A 22,984-nucleotide genomic window follows, 5' to 3' on the forward strand; every position below is an offset into this window, starting at 1 on the left:
GGCGAGATCGGCAAGTGGTGCGCCGCCTGGCGTCCGCGGTGGGCCTGCGGGTCAGCGGGTGCGCGCGCTGCGCGGTGCACGGCACATGATCAGGTAGTCCGCGTCCGTGACCGGCTCGCGGTGCGTGGCCGCGGCACGGAAGCCCAGCCGTTCGTAGAAGCCCACGCTGAGCGGCGTGAAGGTCTCGAGGAAGCAGGGCACGCCCGCGGCATCGGCCTCGGCCAGCGTGGGGGCCAGAAGCGTCGCGCCGAGGCCACGGCCTTGCGCGGCGGGCGCGATGCCCAGGATCGACAGGTACCACGCGCCCGCCGGCACGACAGCCGGTGCCTGCGCGGCCATGAACTCGACGATGCGGTGGTAGTGGGCCAGGCCCCGCGGGCCCAGCGTGCGGGCGAGGAATGCATTCTTCGCGGCCGACTCCGCCGCCTCGGCCTCGTCGCCGCGCGGCAGCAACCATGCCGCCGCACCCAGCGTGTGGTCTGCGGGTGTCAGGCAGCGTCCGCTGCGCTCGGCTTCCTCCATCGCGTACGCGAAGTACGACGCGAGCACGGCCTTGCGAGCCGGCATGTCGTGTTCGAAATCGACGGAGATCGACAGGTAGAACGGGTCGACGATCAAGGCGTCGGCCAGGGCGGGTGCGGAGAGGGGTGCGAGCGACATGCGTGTTTTGCGGCGGGCTTTCGTAGGACCCGTGCGATTCTAGGCAGCGTATCCATGCGCGGTGGCATGGCCCGGCCGGCTTGTTCGATAGCGCGAACCTTCTTGAGGCGGTCCACGCACGCGCAGGTGCACCGACATGTCTTGGCAAAATCCAAGAAGGGCTGAGCAGCCCCGGTCGAAGGGAAAAGTTCTCAGTCTGTAGAACGTGCGTTTGAAGTTCAGCCGAATGGCAATAAAAATTGATTCTGCGTTCCGCCAATGCGCCAGGATGTCCTGCTTGGAGTTTTCTCAATGCAACCCCTTTCATTCACAGCAGGCCTTGCACTGCGATCTCTGTGGGCCGTGTGTGCGTATGCGGCGGCAGGCTGGACTCCACTTGCCGAAGCGGCAGAGGAGAGCGCGAGCGCACGCCTGGCGGCATGGGTCCAGAACGAGTTGACGGTCCATGCGGGGAATGCGTCATTCGCCGGTGTCGTCGCCGGTGCTGGCAAGGTGGTCACCGTGTGCCACCGTCTTGCGGGCGCGGAGTCCTATGCGCTGCAGACCAGGGACGGGCGCCGCCATGCCGCGCGCCTCTTGGCCGCGGACCAGGATCGCAATGTCTGCATCCTGCAGGTCGATGGTCTCTCGCTGCCGGATTCCTTGATCGGCGCTGCACAAAGCTCGGATCAAACAAGGTTGGCGGTCGTGCTGTTCGAAAAGGATGAGCGGTTCTACCCGGCAACATGGCAGGTCAGCTACATGGCCAAGGTCGTCGACGGCTTCTACCTCGGGCTCGTGACGCCGCTGCTGTCGAACGAAAAGATCACGGTTCGCGATGGTGCGGCGGTCTACGACTGGCAGGGCCGGATGATCGGCATGGCCTCGACCGACACCTCGGGGCCGTCCCCGACCCTCCTGGTGCTGCCTGTCGAATGGCTGGCGCAGGTCGGTGCCAGCCTGACGCCACCCGATCTTCCGCTGACGGCCAACGCCTGGATGAATCAGGCGCGTGCATACGAGGCTCGCGGCGACCGCGACGGCTTGCTGCGCAACAACCTCGCATGGACCAAGGCGCGCCCTCGAAGCGCATGGGCGTGGAACAACCTGGGAAATGCGTACAGGCTCAGCCAAAAAGACGACAGGCTCGCCAATGCAACGGCCGCTTATCAACGAGCGGTGGAAGTGGACCCTCGGCTCGTATCGGCCTGGAGCAACCTTGGCAACGTTCTTGCGGAAAACCAAGAAACCGTGCGGGCGATCGACGCATATCGCAACGCCATGCGGATCGATATGAGCTACAGCCTTGCATGGAAGAACCTCGCCAATCTGTATCTCAAGAACGGGCAGCGCCAGGACGCTGTGATCACGCTGAAGCTGGCAGCCCGTGCCGGGAAAGGGAGCGAAAGAGCGCGGGCGTTGAACGATCTCGCGCTCCTGCAGGACGACCCCAAGGAAGCTGCGGAAACGCTTCGCCTGGCAGCGACAGAGTCGCAGGACGACCCCTTGCTCTGGAACAGTCTGGGGGCGGCTTTTGCCAGGGCGGGCGATCTGGAGAAGGCGATCCGCGCCTATGAAACGGCTATTCGGATCGGGCCGCGGTCCCTCTCCCCTTGGCTCAATTTGGGCAGCGCCTACGTGCAAGCCAAACAGCCGGCACAGGCGTTACAGGCCTTTCGAATGGCGACGGCCATCGATCCCAAAAACGGCGAGGCCTGGAAGTGGCAAGGCGTTCTGATCAACGATCACGAGCGTGACTTCAAGCGCGCCATCGCGGCCTATCTTGAAGCCGTGCGAAACGGCGAGAAAGGCGCCGACCTCTGGAGCGCACTCGGGGTGGCCTATTTGCAGGATGGGCAGTTGGACAAGGCACAGGAGGCCTATCTACAGGCCATTGAGCGCGAGCCGAAGGTCGCGCTGCATCGGACCCGTTTGAGCTGGCTCTATCTGACGCAGGACCGACTGGACGAGGCCGCGCAAGTCGCCGAAGAGGCGATCAAACAGGGGCCGCTCGATGCTGCGGCCTGGGACATGGTGGGCAACGTGAGGTCCCGCCAGCGGCAATGGCCGCAGGCGGTTGCAGCGCATCGGCGGGCGACGGAGCTCGATCCGAAGTTGACCGTGTCATGGATCAATCTGGGTACCGCACTGAACGAATCGGGACGGTATGCCGAAGCCGCTGCGGCCGCGAAGCAGGCCATCGCCCTCGAACCGGACAACCGCGATGCTCAGATCACACTGGGCGTTTCCCATCTCCGACGCAAGGCGTTCGACGCTGCGGCGGCCACGTTCGAAGGCTTGAACAAGTCCAAACCCGACGATGCGCTGATCCTGGCCAACCTGGTGTCGCTCTATAGCCGCTGGGGAAAGATGGAGGAGGCCATGCGGTTCCATCTTCTGCTGCAGAAACTGGATGTCGGGTTGGCGCAGCGTGTTTTCGATCAGGAACTCAAGGCGCAAGCCGTGGCGCGGCCATCCTGACCGGCGTCTGCCCGAGGCCGAGGCTCGGGCTCAGAGCAGGTTGCGCAGCGAGGCTTCCACCGCCGCAGCCGACGCGATCGGCTTTTCCATCGGGAACAGGTGCGTGCCGTCGAGCATGGCGATGCGCCCGCGCGTGATGCGGTCGGTCATGGCCATGCCCACGCGGCGCATCTCGACCGACTGGCGCCCGCCCACGAACGCCACATGGCATTGCAGCGGGTTCGCGCGCAGCAAGGTCGCGAGGTTGTGGGGCAGGGTGTCGTAGATCGCGGTCTCGACGTCGCGGTCGAAGCTCAGGGTCAGCGCGTCGGCGGGATCGGCGGCGTCGGGCGCTTCGAGCATGCCGTGCTCGACGTAGTCGCGCAGCACCTGTTCGTCCCAGCGCGCGAAAGCCTTCTTGGCGCGGAAGTGGGCGAAGGCGGCTTCGCGGTCGTCCCAGCGGTTGCGCCGCTTGCGGCTCACCGCGCCGGGCGAGACGGTCTTCATCAGCGCGGTGCGCTTGACCAGGCCCAGCGTGTTGGCGCGCCAGCCGCCCACCAGCGGCGAGTCGAGCATGACCACGCCGCGCGCCAGCGTCGGGTGGCCGGAGGCGCACATCAGGCTCAGGAAGCCGCCCAGCGAATGGCCGACCAGCAGCGCCGGCTGGCCCGCTTCCTTGACCACGCCGCGCGTGAAGTCGGCGAGCTGCGCGACCAGGTGCGGCCAGTTGTTGGTCACCGGGTACTTCGGGTCGTGCCCGAATTTCTCGATCGCGTGGACGTCGAAGCCGCGGTTGCGCAGGCTGTCGAGCATCACGCGGTAGGTGCTCGCGGGGAAGCTGTTGCCGTGGGAGAAGACGATGGGGGGCATGCTGTGAAACCGTTCGGGCTGCGCTTGTCGAAGCCCTTCGACAAGCCCAGGGTGAACGGCCTGCTTCAAATCAGTTTTTCGTCAGGCGTCGAGATCTTGCGCAGCGGCGCGTGGCGCGCGGTCGGCATCATCAGCGGATGCTCGGTGAAGCTGCCGTCCCAGACCGGGTCCTCGATGCTGTCGAACACCTCGCGCAGCTTCTGGCCCCAGCTGTTGTGCATCATCTGGTAGTAGGGGTTGTTGGCGTCGAGGCACACGATCTTGTCCGTCCGCAGCCGGCCGGCCTCGTACACCACCAGGTCCAGCGGCAGGCCCACCGAGAGGTTGGACTTCATGGTCGAGTCCATCGACACCAGCGCGCACTTGGCGGCCTCGTCGAGCGGCGTGTCGGGCGTGAGCACGCGGTCGAGCACCGGCTTGCCGTACTTCGATTCGCCGACCTGGAAGTAGGGCGTCTCGTTGGTGGCCTCGATGAAGTTGCCGGCCGAATAGACCAGGAACAGGCGCATGCCTTCGCCCTTGACCTGGCCGCCGAAGATGAAGGACACGTTGAAGTCCACGCCCGCATGCTTGAGCGCCTCGGCGTCGCGGTCGTACACATGGCGCACCGCCGCGCCGAGCACGCGCGCGGCGTCGAACATGCTCCTGGCGTTCCAGATGGTGATCGGCGGGCCGGGCTCGCCGTTCTCCTGGATCTCGCGCACCTCCTCGATCTGCAGGATCTCGCGCACCGACTGCGAGATGCTCAGGTTGCCGGCCGACAGCAGCACCATGACGCGGTCGTCGGGCTGCTCGTAGACGATCATCTTGCGGAAGGTGCTGATGTGGTCCACGCCCGCGTTGGTGCGCGAGTCCGAGAGGAACACCAGGCCGGCGTTGAGTTTGATGCCTACGCAATAAGTCATTTGTGGACAGACACAGGGTTCATCCGTTCACGCCGAGCTTGTCGAAGCGCCGCAGAGGGCTTCGACAAGCTCAGCCCGAGCGGTTTATCGATGATCGGGCTGCTCGCGAGCGTGCAGCTTTTTGAGACTGTACAGCGCCTCGAGCGCTTCCCGTGGGCTCATCGCGTCGAGGTCGAGTGCGGCCAGCGCGGATTCTACGGCGCTGTCCTCGGGCGTCTCGGCCACCGGCGGCGGCGCGAACAGGTCGACCTGGGCCCGGGTCTGCGTCTGCTGGGCCTCGAGCGCCTCGAGCGCCTGGCGCGCATGGTTGACCACCGCGGCCGGCATGCCGGCCAGCCGCGCCACCTGGATCCCGTAGCTCTTGCTTGCCGGGCCGGGCTGCATCTCGTGCAGGAACACGATGTCGCGGCCCGATTCGGTCGCGCTCACGTGCATGTTGACCGCGCCGTGGTGCGTGGCCGGGAACTCGGTCAGCTCGAAGTAGTGGGTCGCGAACAGCGTGAAGGCCTTGGTGCGGTCGTGCAACTGCGCGGCGATGCCGGCGGCCAGCGCCAACCCGTCGAAGGTGCTGGTGCCGCGGCCGATCTCGTCCATCAGCACCAGCGACTGCGCGGTGGCGCCGTGCAGGATCTGCGCGGCCTCGGTCATCTCGAGCATGAAGGTCGACTGCGCATTGGCCAGGTCGTCGGCCGCGCCGATGCGGGTGTGGATCGCGTCGATCGGCCCGAGCCGGCAGGCCGCGGCGGGCACGTGCGAGCCGATCGAGGCCAACAGCACCACGATCGCGATCTGCCGCATGTAGGTCGACTTGCCGCCCATGTTGGGGCCGGTGATGATCTGCATGCGCTGCTGCGGGCCGAGCTGGGTGTCGTTGGCGATGAAGGCGCCGGCCGACTTCTCGGCCAGCCGCGCCTCGACCACCGGATGGCGGCCCTGCGCGATCTCGATGCAGGGATGCGAGACGAAGCTCGGCGCCTTCCAGTGCAGCGTGTGCGAGCGCTCGGCCAGCGCGCACAGCGCATCGAGCGTCGCGATGCCCGCGGCCAGCCCGGTGAGCGCGTGCACATGCGGCTGCAGCGCGTCGAGCAGCTGTTCGTAGAGCCACTTCTCGCGCGCCAGGGCGCGGTCCTGGGCGCTCAGCGCCTTGTCCTCGAAGGTCTTGAGTTCGGGCGTGATGAAGCGCTCGGCGTTCTTCAGCGTCTGGCGGCGGCGGTAGTTGTCGGGCACCTTCGAGAGCGCGCTTTGCGTGACCTCGATGTAGAAGCCGTGCACGCGGTTGAACTGCACCCGCAGGTTGCTGATGCCGGTGCGCTCGCGCTCGCTCACTTCGAGCTTGAGCAGGAAGTCGTCGCAGTTCTCGCTGATCGCGCGCAGCTCGTCGAGGTCGGCGTCGTGGCCGGTGGCGATCACGCCGCCGTCACGCACCAGCGCGGCCGGATCGGGCTTGAGCGCCGCGACCAGCAGCTCGGCGCAACCCGCGGGCGGCGAGAGGCGCTGCGCGATCTGCTGCAGCAGCGGCGCCGCGCCGGGCAGCGCGGGCGCGAGCTGCTCGGCCTTGGCCAGCGCCAGCCGCAGGGCGACCAGTTCGCGCGGGCGCACCTGGCGCAGCGCGATGCGCGCCGCGATGCGCTCGACGTCGCTGGTGTTCTTGAGCTGTTCACGCAACGCGCGCCAGGGCGCGGTGCTGCCGCCCGGGGCGGGCGCCTGCAGCGCGCCGATGGCGTCGAGCCGCGACTGCGCCTCGCTGCGATCGCGCCGTGGCGACAGCAGCCAGCGCTTGAGCAGGCGGCTGCCCATGCCGGTCATGCAGGTGTCGAGCAGCGAGAAGAGGGTGGGCGAATCCTCGCCGCGCAGCGTCTGCACCAGTTCGAGGTTGCGCCGCGTGGCGGGCGGCAGCTCGATCAGGTCGCCGTCGCGCTCGACCGTGAGGCGCTGCAGGTGCGGCAGCGCGCGGCCCTGCGTGTGTTCGGCGTAGCCCAGCAGCGCCGAGGCCGCAGCATGCGCATTGCCCAGCGTCTCGGCGTTCCAGGCCGACAGGCTCGCGCTCGCGAGCTGCTCGCAGAGCTTGCGCTCGCCCAGGGCGCCGTCGAACTGCCAGGCCGGCCGCACCGACAGCGTGAAGGGCTGGGCCGCGCGCGCGGCCCTGAGCCGGTTCTCGAAGGCCGGCGTGACCTCGGCGCTGTAGAGCACCTCGCTGGGCGCGATGCGCGCGATCCAGGCTTCCAGCGCATCGGCCGGGCATTCGGCCAGGCGCAGCTCGGCGCCGGTCACGCTGAGCCAGGCCAGGCCGCAGAAATTGCGGCCGCCCGCATGCACGGCCAGCAGCAGCGATTCGCTCTTGTCGTTGAGCAGCTCGGCATCGGTCAGCGTGCCCGGCGTGACCACGCGCATCACCTTGCGTTCGACCGGCCCCTTGCTGGCGCCGACCTCGCCGACCTGCTCGCAGATCGCAACCGACTCGCCCAGCTTGATGAGCCGCGCCAGGTAGGTATCGACCGCGTGGAAGGGCACGCCGGCCATCGTGACCGGCTGGCCGCCCGACTGGCCGCGCTGCGTGAGCGTGATGTCGAGCAGGCGCGCGGCCTTCTCGGCGTCGGCATAGAACAGCTCGTAGAAGTCGCCCATCCGGTAGAAGAGCAGGGTGTCGGGATGGTCCGCTTTCAGGCGGAAGTACTGCGCCATCATCGGCGTGTGCTGCGCGAAGTCGTCCTTCGCCAGCGTCGGGTCCGGCAGGCTTTTCTTGCCTGCGCCGCGGAGCCCATCGGAGTTCGTTGCACTCGCCTCGGTCATTGTTCGCTTGTCTTCACTGGTCCGCGCCGCGCGACGTTCGCGCTTGCGGCGTCGGCGCTTGGCCTGTCGATTGGGAAAGGGGTACCGGGTTGTTTCCGACCCATGGGGCGCTGCACCGGAGCGCTCCCGTGGCGGTCGAATGCCCGCACCGAAAGCGGCGGCAGCCCGGCCACGCATTATGGTGGACGGGGGCCGGGCCTTCCGCCGACGCGTGCGCTCAAATGCCCTCTTCCTTCCAGTGCTTGACCCACAAGGCCTCGCCACGCTCCAGCGCGGCGCCCAGTTCCTTCCTGCGGCGCTGCGCCACCGCCATGACGAGCGCGTTGGCGACGGACAAGGCGGCGGTGTAGGAGTCGAAAGGCGAGGCACTGGAGGTGCGCACCAGCAGCACGTGGTCGGCCGAGGCGACCGGCGGGGCGGTGGGCACGTCGGTGATCACCACCACCTTGGCGCCGTGGTCCCTGAAGTACTTCGCCGCGCGCGTGATCGCCAGCGAGTGGCGGCGGAAGGTGGGGGCCAGCAGCACGTCGTGCTCGCCGATCCACAGCATCTCGTCCTCGATGAACAGCGGGCCGGTCGAACTCATGAGCCGCACATCCGGCAGGCACAGGTTCAGGTGCAGGGCCATGTGGCTGGCGATCGGGGCGCCGTGGCGCTGCCCCAGCACGTACACGCGCGCCTTGCGCTGCGTGAGCAGGCGCACCGCGGCCTCGAACGCGGCCACGTCGAGCGCGGCGAAGGTGGCGGCCAGGTTGTGCTGGTCGTGCAGCAGCACGTTGTCCAGGCACGAGCGGATGGAGGTGTCGTCGCCGATCACGGCGCTCGCGCGGGTGCCGGGCGAGGCGAGCAGGGCGGTGACCTCCGAGCGGGCTTCCATCTGCGCCTCGGCATAGCTCGCATAGCCCAGCTTGGCGAGCAGTCGCACCACGGTGGAGGCGCTGGTGTTCACCTTCCTCGCCAGCTGGCTCGCCGATTCGAGCAGGCCCTGGGGGTGCTGGGCCTGCAGTTCGGCGACCAGGCGACGCTCGCTTTTGGTGAGCTTCCTGTCATAGCCGGCGATGCGCTGGTGGAGGTTGTGGGTGGCCATGGGGGGATTGTGAGCAAACTGCCTGCCTGCAGATTTTGAAGACTTCATTGCAATTTAAACAAGTAAATGAAAAAATCTCTTCAAATATCTTTATTGCTCCTCTCCCACCCTTTCAGGACCCCCCGCCATGCGATCCTCCTCCGACGCTTTCACGCTGCGCCGCCGCAGCCTTCTGGGCATGGGCCTGGCCGCCGCACTCCCGCTGGGTGCGCATGCGCAGTCCTTCCCGTCCCGGCCGGTCACGCTGGTGGTGCCGTTCCCCGCGGGCGGCTCGGTCGATCTGATCGCGCGGCTCTATGCCGAACCGCTGGCCAAGGCGCTGGGCACCTCGGTGGTGGTGGACAACCGGGCGGGCGCAGGTGGCTCCATCGCCAGCGCCCAGGTCGCGCGCGCCAAGGCCGATGGCTACACGCTGGTGGTGTCCTCGCAGAGCTCGCACCTGGCCAACCCGCTGACGCAGCCCAACACGGGCTACGACCCGATCAAGGACTTCGCCTCCATCGCGCAGCTGGCACGCACGCCCAACGTGCTGGTGGTCAACCCGGCCGTGCCGGGCAAGACCTTCAAGGCGTTCCTCGCGCATCTGAAGGCCAACCCCGGCCAGCTCAACTTCTGCAGCGCGGGGCCGGGCAGCATGGGCCAGCTCAACATGGAGCTGCTCAAGAACGCGGCGCAGTTCGACGCCGTGCACGTACCCTACCGCGGCGGTGGCCCGCTGGTCGCGGCGCTCATGGCCAACGAGGTGCAGTTCGGTCTCGACAACCTCGCGCCCTTCCTGCCGCAGATCCAGGCCGGCAAGCTGCGTGCGCTCGCGGTGGCCGCGCCCACGCGCCTGTCGGTGCTGCCCGAGGTGCCCACCTTCGAGGAGCTGGGCTACCCCGTGGTCAATGCCACCTCGTGGATCGGCCTGGCGGCGCCGGCCAAGACACCGCCCGAGGTGCTGGCCGCGCTGTACAAGGCCGTGCGCTCGGTGGCGGAGCAGCCGGCCATGCTGGACGCGCTGCAATCGCGCGGCGCGCTGGCGCCCGAGGCGCTGTCGTCGGCACAGTTCACCGCCATGATGTCCGAGCGCCTCGTGGTGTACGGCGACCTGGTGAAGCGTGCCGGCATCAAGGGTGAGTGAGCCCATGACGCAGGCGACCTTCGCTCCGGACACCTCGCCGCTGGAGGTGCTGCCGCGCGACCTGTCGGCCTACCGGCAGGGGAACACCGGCATCGACTTCGTGCACCGCTTCGAATCGGGCCGGCCCGGGCCGCATGTGCTCGTCAATGCGCTGACCCACGGCAACGAGATCTGCGGCATGGTCGCCGCCACGCACCTGCTGGACACCGGCGTGCGGCCCCGGATCGGCACGCTCACGGTGAGCTTCGCGAACGTCGAGGCCTACGAGGCCTTCGACATCGACCGGCCCTACGAGAACCGCCAGCTGGTGCACAACCTCAACCGCATCTGGTCGCCCGCGATGCTCGATGGCACCGAGCAGAGCCCCGAGCTGCGCCGCGCCCGCGAACTGCGCCCGGTGCTGGCCGCGGCCGACGCCATCCTCGACATCCACTCCACGCGCGCGCCGGTGCAGCCCTTCTGGGTCTACCCGGCGTTCGAGCGCAATGCCGTGCTGACGCTGGCGGTGGGCAGCCCGCTGGTGCACCTGGTCATGCCACCGGGCGCGGCACCGGGTACCGGTGTGATGTCCTATGCGCGCCATGGCGATCCGGCCGGTGCCAGCCTCGGTGCCGTGGTGGTGGAGTGCGGCCAGCATTTCAGCCAGTCGGCAGCCGAGCTGGCGACCGACGTGACGCTGCGCTTCCTCGCGCACCACGGGCTCATCGATGTGCGGTCTGCAGTGGCGGTGAGCGCGCCCGCACGGCGCTTCCGGCTGCTCGAGGTGCACATGGTGCAGACGGCGGACTTTGCCTTCGTGCGGCCGGTGATCGGCTTCGAGACCTTCGCCAAGGGCGAGCTGATCGCGGTGGATGCAGGCCAGGAGATCCGCTCGCCCTGCGACGCCTGCACCCTCTTCATGCCCACGCGCGATCCGGTGGTGGGGCGCGAGGGGGTCTATCTCACGGTGGAGATTTAAGCGTCAGGCGGCCCGCCGCAACCGTCCCATCAACAGCCCCAGCCACCGCGCCCGCCAGCTCAGCGTGAAGGCGATCGCCAACGCGGAGCCGGCCAGCGTCATGAACCAGACCAGCAAGGCCATCGATGCGTGGTCCACGCGCAGGCACAGCGCCAGCGACACGAGCAGGCCCGCCACCCCCAGCACGCGCAGCAGCTTCACGGCGGCGGGCGATGCCGGCCGCGGCCCGAACACCTGTTCCCAGTGAACGTCCATGGCCAGGGCCAGCCAGCCCAGGCCGGCGAGGTTGGCCGCCACGGCCAGCAGCAACAGAAGGGACTCAGGCACGGGCACGCTCCCGGGCGATAGCGGCGCTTGCGGGCACCGGTGCACCGGCGCGGCGGCCGAGCTTGCGCGCCACGGCAATCGCGAGGGCGGCGCTGGCCAGCAGGAACAGGTCGACCCCGGCCACCGGCCAGTAGCGTTCGCCGATCGTGCGCAGCAGGTGGTCGCCCGTGGTCATCCAGTTGAGCAGCACGGCCGTGACGGCCAGGGCCGCGATGGCCCGGCATTGCTCGGCCCAGGCCGGCGCCATGCGCGCTTCGGCCACCGGCGCGGTGCGCCAGAGGCCATGCAGGCCGGCCAGCACCCAGGCGCCCCAGAAGATGTACTTCTCGCAGTCGCCCTTGCCGGGCCAGCCGGCGGGCATCGCGTCGGGCAGCAGGCGGTTGCCGATCAGAATGGCGAGCGCGGCGATCAGCATGCCGGTGACCGTGGTCACGGCGAAGCCGTCGACCCAGCGCGCGCCGCTCCGGCCTTGCCTGGCGTGCTGGCGCTTGCGCTTCTCCACGAAGAAGATGAAGCCGGTCGCGATGCAGGCGCAGCCCGCCAGGCCGCCCAGCACATAGAGCCAGCGCAGCAGCCAGTGGCGGAAGTGCTGCAGGTGCAGGCCGGTCAGGAAGGTGTTGATGCTGGCCACGGGCGTGAGCGGCGGGTCCTCGCGCAGCAGTTCGCCGGTCGCGGCCTTGAAGTGCATGCCCTCGCCGGTGAGCGCGATGCGGTCGGTGCCGGCGCGGTACACGCTGACGTAGCTGTTGGCATCGCCCACGTGCTGCACGCTCAGGAAGCCCACCTCGCCCGCCATGCCCTTGGCGGTCCAGCGGCGCTGCGCCTCGGCCACCATCGCATCGACCGAGGCCAGCGGCCCGGCCACGCCCGCGCGGTCGTGCGGCAGGCCGGTCTCGAGGGCCTCGTGTTTTTCGTGCATCTCGTGCAGCGGCTCGAGTTGCGTGTGTGTCACGGGAAAGTAGATGCCGCCGAAGATCACCAGGCCCGAGAAGGCGAAGATGAAATGGAAGGGCAGGGCCACCACGCCCGTGAGGTTGTGCAGGTCGAGCGCGCTGCGCTGCGTGTGCTTCTTCGGCCGGAAGGTGAACAGCTCGCGGAAGATCTTGCGGTGCATCACCACGCCGCTGACCAGCGCCACCAGCATGATCAGCGCCGCGAAGCCGACGATCCAGTAGCCCAGGTTCTTCCACTCGAGGTGCAGGCTGTAGTGCAGCGGGTAGAAGAACTGGCTGCCGATCTTGAGGTGGTCGTCGGGCAGCGACTTGCCGTTGCGCGGGTCGATGGTGCGGGTGCCGAACACGCCGTCTTCGGGGTCCTTGGCGTTGGGCAGTTCGTAGCTCGAGAACAGGCCCAGCACCGGATCGCGGTGGGTGGTGTAGGCGCCCCAGCGCTTGACGACCGGGAAGCGCTCGGCCATCGGGCCGTTCACGCGGCTGCGGGCCTGCGCGATGCTCTCGGGGCTGGCCTTCATGTCCTGGAACACGGGCAGCAGCACCTTGTCGAACGAGGGCATGGGTTGCGGTGCGAAGCGCGATTCGGGAATCGCCCAGCGGTCGATCTCGCGGTCGAACACCGACAGCGAACCGAAGAAGAAGACGACCATCAGCACGAAGCCCAGCACGAGGCCGAACCAGGTGTGCAGCCAGGCCATGGAGAGACGGAAATTCTGGAACATGGTGTCGCTTTCCTCAGAGCAGTGCGCGTTGCACCAGCCAGGCCGTGCCGGTCATGAGCGCGCCGCCGCCGGCCAGCACCAGCCACACGCGGGCCAGGCTGCGCGCGCTGAAGGCCCAGAGGAACATCCCCAGGAAGACGATGAAGCCGAGGATGTAGCCCAGCGCCTCGGCGTCGTGGAATTCCATCTTCGCGGCGAAGAGCAGGCCGATCGTCAGCGCGATGAAACCCCAGGTGAAGGCGTAGCCGCCCAGGATGCCCGCGGCGATGCGCGAGACGAGGTGGGTGCGGGACAGGGTCGAAGCGGTCATGGTCGTTGGTCAGGAACGGGCGCGGCAAAGCGCGGGCGGTCGCTGCGACAGGCTGGCTTGGGAAGCGTGGCTGACCTGTGATCTGCGGAAGCGGCGTGATTATCCCCGACCCTCCGCATGCACTGCGCGATACGCATGCGCTTTGCAGGGACAGCGATCGCGCAATTCATCATCGACACGCGGCTGCGCGTCAAGCTGCAGGGGCCGCGCGCTTAGCTGAAGGCGTGCTTCTGCGGCTCAGGCCTCGCCGCGCCGCCGGCGCGCGACCTTCACCGCATCGAACCAGAAGTCGACGTTGAAGCGCTGGCCGGTGGCCGCCATGCGGGCACTCTGGATCGCGCGCAGCGGCACCACGCGGGTCTGGCCCGGCAGGTCGCCGTGGCCCACGATGAAGCGTCGGCGCAGGTCGACCTGCTCGATCTGCAGCGTGCATTCGGCCTTGTGCCCCTGCGGGTCGCGGTAGCGCAGGTGCACGCGCGGCCGCTCGTCGACCACCGCGTGCCCGCCCTTGCCCTGGATGAACCACTCGGGCAGGGTGTCGGGCGCGGCGCTGCTCTGGGCGTTGCCCAGGCCGCCGCGCATCGTGGGGATCTCGTTGGGCAGGTGGCCCGCGCGCACCCGGGCGGCCGCGATGCGCCGGCGGGCCGAACGCCGCATGGCGAGCCAGCGCCACCCCCAGCCGCCGAGCGCCAGCAACAGCAGCAGTCCGCTCGCCAGCCGAAGCTGCGCGTTGTCGAAAAGGTCGAGTCCGAAGCCCATGGGGAAGCTCCTTTGCCGTGGTCGGTCAGGCCAGGAATGCTAGTTCTTTGGTATTCGGTTGAACAGTACCCCGAATGGGGGATGGCGCCTTCGGCACCGCGCTGTCAATGCAGCAGCGCGAGCGCGAAGGGCAGGCTCAGCACGCCCAGCAGCGTGGACAGCGTGACCAGCCCGGCCACGTAGGGCCCGTTGTAGCCCATGCGCGCCGCGAGCACGTAGGCGCTCGAGGCCGTGGGCACGGCGGAAAAGGTCATGAGCACGCTGGCCTGCACCGGGTCCAGCCGCAGTGCGAGCGCCAGGCCCCCGCCGATCAGCGGCAGCAGCAGGTGGCGGATCGACAGCAGCGACACCGCGAGCACCTTGCCGCGCGCCAGCGTCGCGAACTGCATGCCGGCGCCGGCCGCCATCAGCCCGAGTGCCAGCGAGGCCGCGCCGATGCGGGTCAGCGTCGGCTCCATCCAGGTCGGCACGCCGAGCCCCAGCAGGTTGACCACCAGGCCGGTGGCGGTCGCGACGATCAGCGGGTTGCGCAGCAGCTGGCGCAGGAAGCCGGTTTGCGCGTGGCGCGCCATCGGCCAGACAGCGGCCACGTTCATCAGCGGCACGCCGACGCCGATCAGCACCGCGATCATCAGCAGGCCTTGCGCGCCGCCGAGCCGGTCGGCCAGCGCCAGGCAGATGAAGGAGTTGAAGCGGAACGCGACCTGCACGCTGCCCGCGTGTTCGCGTCGGTCGATGTGCGGGCCGATGCCCGGCAGGTAAGGCAATGCATAGGCCAGCGCGACGCCGCTCGCGCAGACGCCCAGGCCCGCGGCCAGCAGGTGCGAGGCCTCCCCGAAGTCGATCGGGCTGCGCACGATCGAATGGAACAGCAGCACCGGGAAAAGGAAGTAGTACACCAGGCTCTCGACCTGGTCCCACACGCGCCGGTCGAGGGCCGTGTAGCGGCACAGCAGCCAGCCGCACGCGATCAGGGAAAAGTCGGGGAAGAGGAGCTGCGCATAGTTCACCGGTCGAGGATAAACCGTGCGCTTCGTGGGTAATCCTGGGCATCGCAATCACCGGCGAGCCGCTAGCATGGCCGTTTTCGTTTCCACGACTTTCACAAGGAGTTTGCTGATGCAACGTCGTCAATGGGGGGCCCTCGCGGGCGCTGCCGCACTGGTCGCCTTCACGGCGCCGGTGCTGGCCCAGGGTTATCCGAACAAGGCCATCGAACTGCAGGTGCCCTTCGCACCGGGCGGCACCACCGACATCGTGGCGCGCGTGATCGCCGACCCGCTGGGCCGGATGCTGGGGCAAAGCGTGATCGTCATCAACAAGGCCGGCGGCGGCGGCGTGGTCGGCGCCGCCGAAACCGCGCGGGCCACGCCCGACGGCTACAAGCTGGGCATCGCCACGGTGTCGAGCACCGCGGCCAACCCGGCCATCAACCCGAAGACGCCCTACGATCCGATCAACGACTTCACGCCGATCATCAACATCGCGGCCACGCCGAACATCATCGCGGTCAACCCGAGCTTCCCGGCCAAGAACTACGCCGAGTTCGTGGCCGAGCTCAAGAAGAACCCGGGCAAGTACTCGTACGCGTCGTCGGGCACGGGCGGCATCGGCCACCTGCTGATGGAGCTGTACAAGAGCCTGACCAACACCTTCGTCACGCACATCCCGTACCGCGGCGCGGGCCCGGCGCTCAACGACACGGTGGCCGGCCAGGTGCCGATCATCTTCGACAACCTGCCTTCGGCGCTGCCCTTCATCAAGTCCGGTCGGCTGATCCCGATCGTGGTGAGTGCGCCCAACCGCGTGGCAGCCCTGCCCAATGTGCCGACCTTCAAGGAAGTCGGCCTGGAGCCGGTCAACCGCATGGCGTACTACGGCATCCTGGGCCCCAAGGGCCTGCCGAAGGAAGTGGTCGACAAGATCAGCGAAGGCACGCGCAAGGCGCTGGCCGACCCGGCGGTGCGCAAGCGCATCGAGGACACCGACTCGATCATCGTGGCCAACACGCCCGAGCAGTTCGCCGCCCAGATCAAGGCCGAGTTCGAGGTCTACAAGCAGGTCGTGGCCAAGCAGAAGCTCAAGTTGGAGTAAGCCGCCGCCGTTTCTCTTGCCAAGCCGCCTTCGGGCGGCTTTTTGTTTGCTATCTTGCAGCCCATGCCCCGTTCCGTGAAACCGCCCGCTGCGTCCGCGTCCGTCCCCGAAGTCGACGATTTCGTCGACGCGCTGTGGCTGGAGGACGGCCTGTCCAAGAACACGCTGGCCGCCTACCGGCAGGACCTCGCGCTGTTCGCGCAATGGCTCAAGGCCGAGCGCGCCACCACGCTCGACCGCACGGCCGAGAGCGACCTGCAGGCCTACATGGGCGAGCGGCTGGCGCATGGCGGGCGCGAGGGCCGCACCGGCAAGGCGACCTCGGCCAACCGGCGGCTCACGGTGTTCAAGCGCTACTTCCGCTGGGCCCTGCGCGAGAACCGCATCACGGCCGACCCCACGCTGCGCCTCGCCCCCGCGCGCCAGGCGCCGCGCGCGATCAAGCTGCTGTCCGAGAAGCAGGTCGACGACCTGCTCAACGCGCCCGACGTGAACACGCCGCTGGGCCTGCGCGACCGCGCGATGCTCGAGCTGATGTATGCGAGCGGCCTGCGCGTGAGCGAGCTGGTGGCGATCAAGGTCTTCGAGCTGAGCCTCAACGACGGCGTGCTGCGGGTGCTGGGCAAGGGCGACAAGGAGCGCCTCGTGCCCTTCGGCGGCGAGGCGCGCCGCTGGATCGAGCGCTACATGGACGAGGCCCGCGCCGAGATCCTGGGCGGCCAGCAGACGCCCGACCTGTTCGTGACCGCGCGCGGCGCGGGCATGACGCGGGTGATGTTCTGGATCATCGTGAAGAAGCAGGCCGAGGCCGCGGGGATCCGCTCGCCGCTGTCGCCGCACACGCTGCGCCACGCCTTCGCGACGCACCTGCTCAACCATGGCGCCGATTTGCGCGCGGTGCAGCTGCTGCTGGGCCATGCCGACATCTCGACCACCACGATCTACACGCACGTGGCGCGCGAGCGGCTCAAGCAGCTGCACGCGCAACACCATCCGCGCGGATGACGAACACCGACCTGCTCCCGTTGCGTATCGGCTGTGCCGGCTGGAGCCTGCCGCGCGCGCAGTGGCCGAACTTCCCGGCCGAGGGCTCGCACCTCGCGCGTTACGCGCAGCGTTTCGATGCGGTGGAGATCGACACCTCCTTCTACCGGCCGCACCGCCTGGAGACCTATGCGCGCTGGGCGGCGAGCACGCCGGCGCACTTCCGCTTCGCGGTCAAGCTGCCCAAGACCGTCACGCACGAACGCCAGCTGGTCGATGCGATGCAGCCCTTCGACGATTTCCGCGCGCAGGTCGCCGGCCTGGGCGGCAAGCTCGGCTGCCTGCTGGTGCAGCTCGCGCCGCGGCTGGCCTTCGACGCTGCCGTCGTGCGGCGTTTTCTCTCGGATGTTCGCAAGCGCCATGCGGGCCGGCTCGCGCTCGAGCCCCGCCATGCAAGCTGGTTCACGCCCGAGGCCGATGCGCTGCTGGCGCGCTTCGAAGTCGGCCGCGTGCTGGCCGACCCGGTCCTGCACGAGGCGGCCACCGCGCCCGGCGGCTGGCCCGGCCTGGTCTACGTGCGCATGCACGGCACGCCGCGGGTCTACTGGTCGGCCTACGACGACGCCGTGCTCGCGCGCGTGGCGCAACGCCTGCGCCAGGCGCAGGCCGAGGGCGCGGCATGCTGGTGCGTGCTCGACAACACCGCCGGCGGCGCGGCCGTCGGCAATGCACTGAGCCTCGCGCGGCACGCGGCAGAATCGGCGCCGCCACACAACAACACGGAGACCGCATCCTCATGACCGCTCGCAGAATCTTCTGGACCTCGCTCGTGCTCGCCGCCGCCACAGGCCTGGCCTCGGCGCAGGGTTACCCCACCACCAAACCGATCCGCCTGATCGTCGGCTACCCGCCGGGCGGCGGCATCGACTTCGCGGCCCGCACGGTGCAGGTGCCGATGCAGGAGGCGCTCAAGCAGCAGATGGTGGTCGACTACAAACCCGGCGCCAGCGGCATGATCGCCGCGACCGAGCTGACCCGGCAGGCGCCCGACGGCTACACGCTGCTGCTGGCCAACACCGGGCCCTTCGCCATCGCGCCCTACCTGCAATCCAAGCCGCCTTACGACCCGGTGAAGCAGTTCACCTACATCGGGCAGATCAGCCAGGGCAGCTACATCGCCGTGACGCGCAACGACCACCCGGCCAAGGACCTCAAGGCCTTCGTGGCCTGGGCCAAGGGACAGCCGGGCAAGGTCAACTTCGCTTCGGGCGGCGCCGGCACCTCGACCCATCTCAACGGCGAACTCATGAACCAGGTCACCGGCCTGGACATGACGCACGTGCCCTACAAGGGCAGCGCGCCGGCCGTGCAGGACCTGATCGGCGGCCAGACGCAGATCCTGATCGACGCCGGCAGCGTGCTGCTGCCACAGGTCAAGGGCGGCAAGCTCAAGGCGCTCGCCGTGACCGGCCCGAAGCGCGATCCGCAACTGCCCGACGTGCCGACGGTGGCCGAACTGGGCCTGGCCGGCATGGAGTCGGTGGGCTTCCAGGGTCTGGTCGGCCCCGCGGGCATGCCGAAGGACGTGGTCGATCGGCTGTCGGCCGAACTGGCCAAGGTGCTGGCGCAGCCCGACATTCAGGCCAAGTTCGCGGTCGCGGGTGCCGAGGTGCATTCGCTGGGCCCGACGGCGTTCTCGGCCTTCGTGAAGGCCGACAACGAGAAATGGGCCAAGCTCATTCGCGAACGCAAATTGCAGCTCGACTGAGCACCGAACAACCTTCAACGAGAACGATCGAATGGATTTCCGAATTTCGCGGCGCGGTGCGCTGGCCCTTTCCGTGCTGTCCCTGGCCGCGGCCGGCACGGTCTGCGGCACGGGCGCTTCCGCACAGACCCTGCCCAAGACGCTGCGCATCATCGTGGCCTATCCCGCCGGTGGCGTGAGCGACTCGGTGGCGCGAGCGCTGGCCGACAGGCTGGCGGCACAGATGAACATCACGGTGGTGATCGACAACAAGGCCGGCGCGAGCGGCAGCATCGGCATGGACGCGGTCGCCAAGGCCGCGCCCGACGGTGCCACGCTGGGCTTCTCGTCGATCAGCCCGCTGGTGCTCAACCCGCACCTGGGCAAGTCGCCTTTCGATCCGCAGAAGGACATCCAGCCGATCGTCAGCGTGATGTATTCGCCGGTGCTGCTGATGGCGACCTCGGCCGGCACGAGCAAGGACTTCGCCGGCCTGCTGGCCGATGCGAAGGCCCGGCCCGGTGCGATCCGCTGGGCGACCTCGGGCCAGGCCTCGCTCGGCCACATCATGCTGGAGCAGCTGCACGCCGGCGCGCGCATCGAGGTCACGCACGTGCCCTACAAGGGCGGCGGCCAGCAGATGAACGACGCGTTGGGCGGACAGTTCGAGGTGTTGTCGACCAATGCCGGCGGCACGCTGTCGCAGCACATCAAGGCCGGCAAGCTGCGGCCGCTGGCCGTGGGCGCCCCGGCGCGGCTCGAGAGCCTGCCCGAGGTGCCGACCCTGGCCGAACTCGGCTACCCGGCCGCCAACCTGTCGTCGCTGTTCGGCGTGTTCGCGCCGGCGGGCCTGCCGCAGCCATTGGCCGCGCGCTACAACGCCGAGATCAACAAGGCGCTGGCCACGCCCGACCTGCGTGCCAAGCTGGTCGCCACCGACAACGTGCCGACCGGTGGCACGGCCGCCGACTTCGCCAAGGCCATCGCGGCCGAGTACGAGAGCAACGGCCGTGCGATCAAGGCGGCCGGCATCAAGGCCGACTGAGCGACAGGGTCATCGGCCGGGCCGGGTTGGCGCCTCTCGTTAGCCTACCTTATAGTAGGCACATGCCCGCTGATGCCCTTGCCGCCCCCAACCCCTCCACCCGCGAGCAGATCGTGCGCGTGGCGCGCCGGCTGGTCCGCACGCGCTCCTACCTGGGCTTCAGCTTCCAGGACGTGGCCGACGAGGTCGGCATTCGCAAGGCCAGCCTGTACCACCACTTCGCGACCAAGGAAGCGTTGGGCATCGAGGTGATGCGCGAATCGAACCAGTCCTTCAAGGACTGGGCCGCCAAGCCGCGCGCACCGGCCGAGGCGCTGGACGCCTATTTCCGCATGTACCGCAATGGCCTGCAGGCCGGCTCGGCCGTGTGCCCCGCGGGCGCGCTGGCGCCGGGCTGGGACTGCATCCAGGACGAGCTGCGCCAGACCGTGCGCGAACTGCGCGACACACAGCTCATGTGGCTCACCGGCGTGCTCGGCGCGCTGGTGCACGGCGCCGCGCGGCCGGTCTCGGCCGGGGCGCTCGCGGCCTGCGTTTTCGCGACCAGCCAGGGCGCGCTGCTGTCGGCGCGCATGAGCGGCCAGCCCGAAGATTTCGATCTGGTCGTCGACCAGCTGAAGGCCATGCTGCCGACCTGACACCTTGTTTCCCGTGGGCACGCCTGGCGTGCCTTTTTTTAGCGCTGAAAAACTACCGATCGGTTGGTAGTTTGACTTCGAAAGGAATCGACATGAACGCCGTCATCGCCGCTTATGCGCGCACGCCCTTCCACTTCGCCCGCAAGGGCGCCTTGGCCGAAGTCCGGCCCGACACGCTGGCGGCCCAGGCCGTGCGCGGCCTGCTCGCGCGCACCGACCTCGACCCCGCGCTGATCGAGGACGTGATCCTCGGCTGCGCCTACCCCGAGGCTGCGCAGGGCAACAACCTCGCGCGCATCGTCGGCCTGCTCGCGGGCCTGCCGCTGGAAGTGGGCGGCATGACGGTCAACCGCTTCTGCGGCTCGTCGATGCAGGCGGTGCACATCGCGGCCGCGCAGATCGAGGCCGGCATGGGCGAGGCTTTTCTCTGCGTGGGCGTCGAGTCGATGACCATGGTGCCGCAGGGCGGCTTCAACTTCTCGCCTCACCCGGAGTTGCTCGCGAACACGGCGGCCTACATCTCGATGGGCGAGACGGCCGAGAACGTGGCCACGCGCTGGAACGTGAGCCGTGCCGACCAGGAAGCGCTGGCGGTCGAATCGCACCGCAAGGCCGCGGCCGCCCGCGCCGAAGGCCGGCTGGCCGACGAGATCGTGCCGGTGCGCCTGGCCAACGGCGACGTGGTCGATGCCGATGGCTGCATCCGGCCCGGCACCTCGGCCGAGGCGCTGGCCGGGCTCAAGCTGGCCTTCCGGCCCGATGGCTCGGTCACGGCAGGCACTTCGTCGCCGTTGACCGACGGCGCGGCCGTGGTGCTGGTCACCAGCGACGCCTTCGCCGAGGCGCACGGCCTGAAGCCGATGGCGCGCATCCGCTCCTTCGCGTCGGTGGGTGTCGACCCGGCCGTGATGGGCATCGGCCCGATCCCGGCCACGCGCAAGGCGCTGGCGCGTGCCGGGCTCACGGTGGCCGACCTGGACGTGGTCGAGATCAACGAGGCCTTCTCCTCGCAGGCGCTGGCCTGCATCCGCGACCTGGGGCTCGATCCGGCCACGGTCAACCTCGACGGCGGCGGCCTGGCCATCGGCCATCCGCTGGGCGCCACCGGTGCGCGCATCACGGGCAAGGCGGCTTCGCTGCTGGTGCGCGAGAACGGGCGCTATGCGCTGTCGACCCAGTGCATCGGCGGCGGTCAGGGCATTGCCACGGTGCTCGAGCGCGTCTGATCGCGCGCGTGACAAGATCGACGCACCAGATTCCCAGGAGCCTCCGGTGCAGAAAAAACTCTACCTCGACGACCTGTCGGTCGGTGACCGCTTCACCAGCGGCGAGCATGCGCTCGATGCGGCGCAGATCGTCGCCTTCGCACGGCAGTTCGATCCGCAGCCCTTCCACACCGATCCCGAGGCCGCGCAGTCGACCTTCTTCCGGGGCCTGGCCGCGAGCGGCTGGCACACGGCCGCGCTCACGATGAAGCTGCTGGTGGAAAGCGGCCTGCCGCTGGCCGATGGCGTGATCGGTTCGGGCGGCGAGATCCAGTGGCCGCAACCGACCCGGCCCGACGACGTGCTGCACGTCGAGGGAGAAGTGGTCGAGATCGTCCCCTCGCGGTCCAAGCCCGGCCGCGCCATGGTGCTGATGCGCTGCGAGACCCGGAACCAGCGTGGCGAGGTGCTGCAGCGCTTCGGGCCGAAGCTGGTGGTGGCGAGCCGGCCGGCCTGATCCGGCTCAGCCGCCGACCAGATCGCTCAGCTCTTCCTCGGTGAAGCCGGCCAGCGCGCGGGCCTCGAGGTTGAAGGGCGCGCGCAACCGCGGCGCGTCGTGCCGGCGGTACAGCACGCGGTAGTGCGCGATCGGGTCGAAGCCGTCACGCACGCAGGCCCAGCGGTACCAGCGGTTGCCCACCGCCACATGGCCGACCTCGTCGCGCAGGATGATGTCGAGGATCGCGATGGCCGCGATCGCATCGGGCGTGGCCACGCGCTTCAGCTTGGCCTGGATCAGCGGCGTGGCGTCGAGCCCGCGCGCCTCGAGTGTGCGCGGCACCAGCGCCATGCGCGCGAGCACGTCGTGCGCCGTCTTCTCGCACATCGACCACAGGCCGTCGTGCCCGGTGAAGTCGCCGTAGCGAAATCCGAGGGTCTGCAGGTGCGCGTGCAGCAGCTCGAAGTGCAGCGCCTCTTCGCCGGCCACGCGCAGCCAGTCGCGGTAGTAGGCCTCGGGCATGCCGTCGAAGCGCCAGACCGCATCGAGCGCGAGGTTGATCGCATTGAACTCGATGTGGCAGATCGAATGGATCAGCGCCGCGCGGCCGTCGGGCGTGAAGGGCGAACGTTTGCCGACCTCGGTCGCGCCCACGCGCAGCGGCCGCTCGGGCCGGCCCGGAACGTCGTGTTCGTCGACGCTGCCGTGCAACGCGATCGGGGGCAGGGGCACGGTGGCGGCGTCGGCAGCGAGCGTGCGCGTGGCGGCCACCTTGGCCTCGGGATCGGTCAGGCGCAGTGCGGCGAGGGCGCCAAGACGAGGGTGCATCCCTACAATTCTAGTTTTGCCCCAAAACAAGGAGACACCGC

General features: G+C 68.8%; 22 protein-coding genes. 11 read left to right on the forward strand and 11 right to left on the reverse strand.

Features of this window, described 5'->3' with window-relative positions; genetic code table 11:
- Nucleotides 1-51: 51 nt before the first annotated feature.
- Entirely contained in the window at nucleotides 52-660 is a 609-nt protein-coding gene (locus tag ACSFBC_RS10185; protein ID WP_435510208.1) for a GNAT family N-acetyltransferase, read from the reverse strand.
- Between the two features lie 291 nt (nucleotides 661-951).
- Here ACSFBC_RS10185 and ACSFBC_RS10190 point away from each other — a divergent pair, with 291 nt between their 5' ends.
- Nucleotides 952-3,120, forward strand: coding sequence for a tetratricopeptide repeat protein (locus ACSFBC_RS10190; protein WP_435510209.1), 2,169 nt, complete (start codon nucleotides 952-954; stop codon nucleotides 3,118-3,120).
- Between the two features lie 30 nt (nucleotides 3,121-3,150).
- On the opposite strand, the gene ACSFBC_RS10195 is transcribed toward ACSFBC_RS10190, so the two are convergent.
- The 4 genes from ACSFBC_RS10195 to ACSFBC_RS10210 form a co-directional block, all read right to left on the reverse strand.
- The gene (locus ACSFBC_RS10195; protein WP_435510210.1) at nucleotides 3,151-3,969 is read right to left on the reverse strand and encodes an alpha/beta hydrolase; all 819 of its coding nucleotides are present in this window, start codon (nucleotides 3,967-3,969) and stop codon (nucleotides 3,151-3,153) included.
- Between the two features lie 65 nt (nucleotides 3,970-4,034).
- On the reverse strand, nucleotides 4,035-4,874 hold the full coding sequence (locus ACSFBC_RS10200) for a proteasome-type protease (RefSeq protein ID WP_435510211.1): 840 nt from the start codon (nucleotides 4,872-4,874) through the stop codon (nucleotides 4,035-4,037).
- Between the two features lie 84 nt (nucleotides 4,875-4,958).
- The gene (gene mutS, locus ACSFBC_RS10205) at nucleotides 4,959-7,559 is read right to left on the reverse strand and encodes a DNA mismatch repair protein MutS (protein WP_435510636.1); all 2,601 of its coding nucleotides are present in this window, start codon (nucleotides 7,557-7,559) and stop codon (nucleotides 4,959-4,961) included.
- A 322-nt stretch (nucleotides 7,560-7,881) separates the two neighbouring features.
- A complete protein-coding gene (locus tag ACSFBC_RS10210; protein ID WP_435510212.1) occupies nucleotides 7,882-8,751 on the reverse strand; it encodes a MurR/RpiR family transcriptional regulator in 870 nt (289 codons plus the stop codon).
- Between the two features lie 127 nt (nucleotides 8,752-8,878).
- On the opposite strand from ACSFBC_RS10210, the gene ACSFBC_RS10215 reads away from it, so the two are divergent.
- Together ACSFBC_RS10215 and ACSFBC_RS10220 are read left to right on the forward strand one after the other, a co-directional pair.
- Complete coding sequence (locus ACSFBC_RS10215; protein WP_435510213.1) at nucleotides 8,879-9,874, forward strand: Bug family tripartite tricarboxylate transporter substrate binding protein; 996 nt, start codon at nucleotides 8,879-8,881, stop codon at nucleotides 9,872-9,874.
- A gap of 4 nt (nucleotides 9,875-9,878) precedes the next feature.
- Nucleotides 9,879-10,832 (forward strand): M14 family metallopeptidase, encoded by a 954-nt coding sequence (locus ACSFBC_RS10220; protein WP_435510214.1) that lies wholly within the window; start codon nucleotides 9,879-9,881, stop codon nucleotides 10,830-10,832.
- 3 nt (nucleotides 10,833-10,835) lie between these two features.
- Here ACSFBC_RS10220 and ACSFBC_RS10225 read toward each other — a convergent pair whose 3' ends face one another.
- The 5 genes from ACSFBC_RS10225 to ACSFBC_RS10245 all read right to left on the reverse strand — a co-directional run bounded on the left by ACSFBC_RS10225 (nucleotide 10,836) and on the right by ACSFBC_RS10245 (nucleotide 14,913).
- Nucleotides 10,836-11,159 (reverse strand): DUF3325 domain-containing protein, encoded by a 324-nt coding sequence (locus ACSFBC_RS10225; protein WP_435510215.1) that lies wholly within the window; start codon nucleotides 11,157-11,159, stop codon nucleotides 10,836-10,838.
- Nucleotides 11,152-12,834 carry a PepSY-associated TM helix domain-containing protein gene (locus tag ACSFBC_RS10230; protein ID WP_435510216.1) on the reverse strand — a complete coding sequence of 561 codons (1,683 nt, stop codon included), beginning with the start codon at nucleotides 12,832-12,834 and terminating at the stop codon, nucleotides 11,152-11,154. Before ACSFBC_RS10230 ends, ACSFBC_RS10225 begins: the two co-directional genes overlap by 8 nt.
- 13 nt (nucleotides 12,835-12,847) lie before the next feature.
- The gene (locus ACSFBC_RS10235; protein WP_435510217.1) at nucleotides 12,848-13,144 is read right to left on the reverse strand and encodes an iron uptake protein; all 297 of its coding nucleotides are present in this window, start codon (nucleotides 13,142-13,144) and stop codon (nucleotides 12,848-12,850) included.
- Nucleotides 13,145-13,381: 237 nt separating this feature from the next.
- Nucleotides 13,382-13,903: a hypothetical protein gene (locus ACSFBC_RS10240; RefSeq protein WP_435510218.1), complete on the reverse strand. Its 522-nt coding sequence runs from the start codon at nucleotides 13,901-13,903 to the stop codon at nucleotides 13,382-13,384.
- A gap of 104 nt (nucleotides 13,904-14,007) precedes the next feature.
- Nucleotides 14,008-14,913, reverse strand: coding sequence for an AEC family transporter (locus ACSFBC_RS10245; RefSeq protein WP_435510219.1), 906 nt, complete (start codon nucleotides 14,911-14,913; stop codon nucleotides 14,008-14,010).
- 109 nt (nucleotides 14,914-15,022) lie between these two features.
- Between ACSFBC_RS10245 and ACSFBC_RS10250 the strand changes: the two genes are divergently transcribed.
- From ACSFBC_RS10250 to ACSFBC_RS10285, 8 genes are all read left to right on the forward strand, one after another.
- The gene (locus ACSFBC_RS10250) at nucleotides 15,023-15,997 is read left to right on the forward strand and encodes a tripartite tricarboxylate transporter substrate binding protein BugE (protein WP_435510220.1); all 975 of its coding nucleotides are present in this window, start codon (nucleotides 15,023-15,025) and stop codon (nucleotides 15,995-15,997) included.
- 63 nt (nucleotides 15,998-16,060) lie between these two features.
- Nucleotides 16,061-17,002 (forward strand): site-specific tyrosine recombinase XerD, encoded by a 942-nt coding sequence (gene xerD, locus ACSFBC_RS10255; protein WP_435510221.1) that lies wholly within the window; start codon nucleotides 16,061-16,063, stop codon nucleotides 17,000-17,002.
- A complete protein-coding gene (locus ACSFBC_RS10260) occupies nucleotides 16,999-17,781 on the forward strand; it encodes a DUF72 domain-containing protein (RefSeq protein ID WP_435510222.1) in 783 nt (260 codons plus the stop codon). The genes xerD and ACSFBC_RS10260 overlap by 4 nt, the downstream gene beginning before the upstream one ends.
- On the forward strand, nucleotides 17,778-18,749 hold the full coding sequence (locus ACSFBC_RS10265; RefSeq protein ID WP_435510223.1) for a Bug family tripartite tricarboxylate transporter substrate binding protein: 972 nt from the start codon (nucleotides 17,778-17,780) through the stop codon (nucleotides 18,747-18,749). The genes ACSFBC_RS10260 and ACSFBC_RS10265 overlap by 4 nt, the downstream gene beginning before the upstream one ends.
- Before the next feature lie 31 nt (nucleotides 18,750-18,780).
- Entirely contained in the window at nucleotides 18,781-19,773 is a 993-nt protein-coding gene (locus tag ACSFBC_RS10270) for a Bug family tripartite tricarboxylate transporter substrate binding protein (protein WP_435510224.1), read from the forward strand.
- 62 nt (nucleotides 19,774-19,835) lie between these two features.
- Nucleotides 19,836-20,411, forward strand: coding sequence for a TetR/AcrR family transcriptional regulator (locus ACSFBC_RS10275; RefSeq protein WP_435510225.1), 576 nt, complete (start codon nucleotides 19,836-19,838; stop codon nucleotides 20,409-20,411).
- A gap of 92 nt (nucleotides 20,412-20,503) precedes the next feature.
- Nucleotides 20,504-21,637, forward strand: coding sequence for a thiolase family protein (locus ACSFBC_RS10280; RefSeq protein ID WP_435510226.1), 1,134 nt, complete (start codon nucleotides 20,504-20,506; stop codon nucleotides 21,635-21,637).
- Between the two features lie 46 nt (nucleotides 21,638-21,683).
- On the forward strand, nucleotides 21,684-22,133 hold the full coding sequence (locus tag ACSFBC_RS10285; protein WP_435510227.1) for a MaoC family dehydratase: 450 nt from the start codon (nucleotides 21,684-21,686) through the stop codon (nucleotides 22,131-22,133).
- 6 nt (nucleotides 22,134-22,139) lie between these two features.
- Here the strand turns inward: ACSFBC_RS10285 and ACSFBC_RS10290 are convergent, their stop codons facing one another.
- The gene (locus ACSFBC_RS10290; RefSeq protein WP_435510228.1) at nucleotides 22,140-22,943 is read right to left on the reverse strand and encodes a ferritin-like domain-containing protein; all 804 of its coding nucleotides are present in this window, start codon (nucleotides 22,941-22,943) and stop codon (nucleotides 22,140-22,142) included.
- Nucleotides 22,944-22,984 lie beyond the last annotated feature (41 nt).

This window comes from Variovorax frigidus (assembly GCF_051216515.1).
Classification (GTDB): Bacteria; Pseudomonadota; Gammaproteobacteria; order Burkholderiales; family Burkholderiaceae_C; genus Variovorax.

What these genes read in the sequence shown, in the direction of transcription:
- ACSFBC_RS10185 (WP_435510208.1), bottom strand. Translation starts at nt 660, where the DNA reads ATGTCGCTCGCACCCCTCTCCGCACCCGCCCTGGCCGACGCCTTGATC.
- ACSFBC_RS10190 (WP_435510209.1), top strand. Translation starts at nt 952, where the DNA reads ATGCAACCCCTTTCATTCACAGCAGGCCTTGCACTGCGATCTCTGTGG.
- ACSFBC_RS10195 (WP_435510210.1), bottom strand. Translation starts at nt 3,969, where the DNA reads ATGCCCCCCATCGTCTTCTCCCACGGCAACAGCTTCCCCGCGAGCACC.
- ACSFBC_RS10200 (WP_435510211.1), bottom strand. Translation starts at nt 4,874, where the DNA reads ATGACTTATTGCGTAGGCATCAAACTCAACGCCGGCCTGGTGTTCCTC.
- mutS (WP_435510636.1), bottom strand. Translation starts at nt 7,559, where the DNA reads ATGATGGCGCAGTACTTCCGCCTGAAAGCGGACCATCCCGACACCCTG.
- ACSFBC_RS10210 (WP_435510212.1), bottom strand. Translation starts at nt 8,751, where the DNA reads ATGGCCACCCACAACCTCCACCAGCGCATCGCCGGCTATGACAGGAAG.
- ACSFBC_RS10215 (WP_435510213.1), top strand. Translation starts at nt 8,879, where the DNA reads ATGCGATCCTCCTCCGACGCTTTCACGCTGCGCCGCCGCAGCCTTCTG.
- ACSFBC_RS10220 (WP_435510214.1), top strand. Translation starts at nt 9,879, where the DNA reads ATGACGCAGGCGACCTTCGCTCCGGACACCTCGCCGCTGGAGGTGCTG.
- ACSFBC_RS10230 (WP_435510216.1), bottom strand. Translation starts at nt 12,834, where the DNA reads ATGTTCCAGAATTTCCGTCTCTCCATGGCCTGGCTGCACACCTGGTTC.
- ACSFBC_RS10235 (WP_435510217.1), bottom strand. Translation starts at nt 13,144, where the DNA reads ATGACCGCTTCGACCCTGTCCCGCACCCACCTCGTCTCGCGCATCGCC.
- ACSFBC_RS10240 (WP_435510218.1), bottom strand. Translation starts at nt 13,903, where the DNA reads ATGGGCTTCGGACTCGACCTTTTCGACAACGCGCAGCTTCGGCTGGCG.
- ACSFBC_RS10250 (WP_435510220.1), top strand. Translation starts at nt 15,023, where the DNA reads ATGCAACGTCGTCAATGGGGGGCCCTCGCGGGCGCTGCCGCACTGGTC.
- xerD (WP_435510221.1), top strand. Translation starts at nt 16,061, where the DNA reads ATGCCCCGTTCCGTGAAACCGCCCGCTGCGTCCGCGTCCGTCCCCGAA.
- ACSFBC_RS10260 (WP_435510222.1), top strand. Translation starts at nt 16,999, where the DNA reads ATGACGAACACCGACCTGCTCCCGTTGCGTATCGGCTGTGCCGGCTGG.
- ACSFBC_RS10265 (WP_435510223.1), top strand. Translation starts at nt 17,778, where the DNA reads ATGACCGCTCGCAGAATCTTCTGGACCTCGCTCGTGCTCGCCGCCGCC.
- ACSFBC_RS10270 (WP_435510224.1), top strand. Translation starts at nt 18,781, where the DNA reads ATGGATTTCCGAATTTCGCGGCGCGGTGCGCTGGCCCTTTCCGTGCTG.
- ACSFBC_RS10275 (WP_435510225.1), top strand. Translation starts at nt 19,836, where the DNA reads ATGCCCGCTGATGCCCTTGCCGCCCCCAACCCCTCCACCCGCGAGCAG.
- ACSFBC_RS10280 (WP_435510226.1), top strand. Translation starts at nt 20,504, where the DNA reads ATGAACGCCGTCATCGCCGCTTATGCGCGCACGCCCTTCCACTTCGCC.
- ACSFBC_RS10290 (WP_435510228.1), bottom strand. Translation starts at nt 22,943, where the DNA reads ATGCACCCTCGTCTTGGCGCCCTCGCCGCACTGCGCCTGACCGATCCC.